The 1942-nt window shown below is 41.9% G+C and carries 2 protein-coding genes; both read left to right on the forward strand.

Going from position 1 to position 1942, the window contains the following annotated elements:
• Positions 1-1133: DNA-methyltransferase (locus VXK47_RS10290; RefSeq protein WP_435548698.1), on the forward strand; the 1133-nt coding region annotated here is incomplete at its 5' end.
• Positions 1130-1741, forward strand: coding sequence for a BglII/BstYI family type II restriction endonuclease (locus VXK47_RS10295; protein WP_435548699.1), 612 nt, complete (start codon positions 1130-1132; stop codon positions 1739-1741). The genes VXK47_RS10290 and VXK47_RS10295, both read left to right, overlap by 4 nt.
• Positions 1742-1942: the final 201 nt, after the last annotated feature.

Below are 1942 nucleotides of genomic sequence, written 5' to 3' on the forward strand. Positions count from 1 at the left end.
TTTTTCATTTATCCGGCAATAGCGGACCTTTTGAAAAGGACTTTGTAAGAAAAAAGAACTTAAACCCGGAGAAAATATCAGAGACCTTTGGTAGCTTAATTTTTATGAAAATCAGTCTTGACATGGGGTCCACTATAAAAAATGAATCCATTGACTCTCGAACGTCATCTTGTTATCATCAAACCATGTTCGATAAACGAAAAATAGCGGATGCTTTTTCCCTAAAAGAAGACATTGTCCTTTATTCAGGTGATTGCCTCGAATTACTGAAAACCATCCCTGATGAGTCTCTAAAACTTGTTGTTACATCGCCCCCTTATAATATCGGAAAGGAATATGAGAAACGACTTAAGCTTGAACGTTACATCGATCAGCAGGCGGCGGTTATCCGAGAATGTGTAAGGTGTCTTTCTCCAGACGGCAGCATTTGTTGGCAGGTCGGAAATTATGTTGACAATGGTGCAATTATTCCTCTCGACACGATGCTTTATCCCATTTTCACGGGTCTGGGGCTCAGTATGAGAAATCGTATTATCTGGCACTTTGAGCACGGCCTGCATTGTAGTCGTCGGTTTTCTGGACGATACGAAACAATAATTTGGTTTACAAAATCTGATGAATACATATTCAATCTTGACCCTATTAGAGTACCGCAAAAGTATCCCGGCAAGAAATATTTCAAAGGTCCAAACGCCGGGAAATATTCATGCAACCCTCTTGGTAAGAATCCGGGAGATTTATGGGTTATTCCCAACGTCAAGAGCAATCATGTAGAAAAGACGGGGCATCCATGTCAATTTCCGGTTGAACTCATTGAAAGGCTCGTTCTGTCGATGACTAACGAGGGTGATAGGGTTTTTGATCCATTTTTAGGTACCGGTACATCGATCATTGCCGCTATTCGTCATAAGCGCAGGGGTGCAGGAGCAGAGACGGTCACAAAGTATATTAATCTCGCAAGAGATAGGATTGGGCAGGAGATTGCAGGAACGTTACGAACGCGCCCAATGGATAAACCTATTTATGATCCGGAGGAAGCGGGAAACAGCTTAAGAATTGCTCCTTGGACAAAAAAAACAGAGGACGCTCAATTAAGACTGCTTGAAAAACGCGCGAGGTACTCCACAAAATGAAGATCGCTGAAACATACTCGCATCTGAATGGTTTGGAATTCTTGATAGTTCACAAACCAAAATTATGGAAGGAAATAAGGAATGTCGTTCTTTCGGTAGATGCAGAAAATTGCAAGACCAAGGTATCCAAAGAAAAAACAATGAAAGGGAAACTGCTTTATAGCCCGATCGGTATGAATTCAGCCTTTTCGAAGTTACTTCACGCTAATAAATGGGCGGAAAGTAGAGTCAGTTACTGGGTAACCAAGAACGAAAAATTGATTCGGAAAACTCTCACAATACCTGCCAAGGAACAAAAGAAAGAAATTGAGACGGCCGGTGAAATACCAATTTTCAGTTACAATCAAACGGATTTCGTGAAAGATCGTGTTGCAGTCGAAGTTCAATTTGGCAAATACTCTTTTGTAGCCTACGACCTCTTTGTAAAGCATCTTGCCTTTTACGTTGGCGACCGTATTGATGTCGGCGTCGAAATTCTACCAATGAAATCCCTCCAAGCGCAAATGAGTTCCGGTGTCGACTATTACGAAGGCGAGCTATACAATATCGTCCGACAGGGGCGAGGTGTCCCGGCAGTCCCATTGATTATCATTGGAATCACAGCATAAATAAAACCAGCGAACAATTTATTCCAGCGGATGGCTGCGCCACCGCTGAATATTGCCGTTCTGCTTTAAGGAAAGATATGCCAAAAAGATTTGTTAATGTAATAAGCGCTGTTATTGTAAGTGCTTGGCTTGGGGTTTGGATTTTTTCCATATCCTCCATGGCTGATAATAATACTCACATATGTGCTGAAAATGGGCCGA

This window comes from Desulfobacterium sp. N47 (genome assembly GCF_051233685.1).
Taxonomy (GTDB): Bacteria; Desulfobacterota; Desulfobacteria; order Desulfobacterales; family RPRI01; genus RPRI01.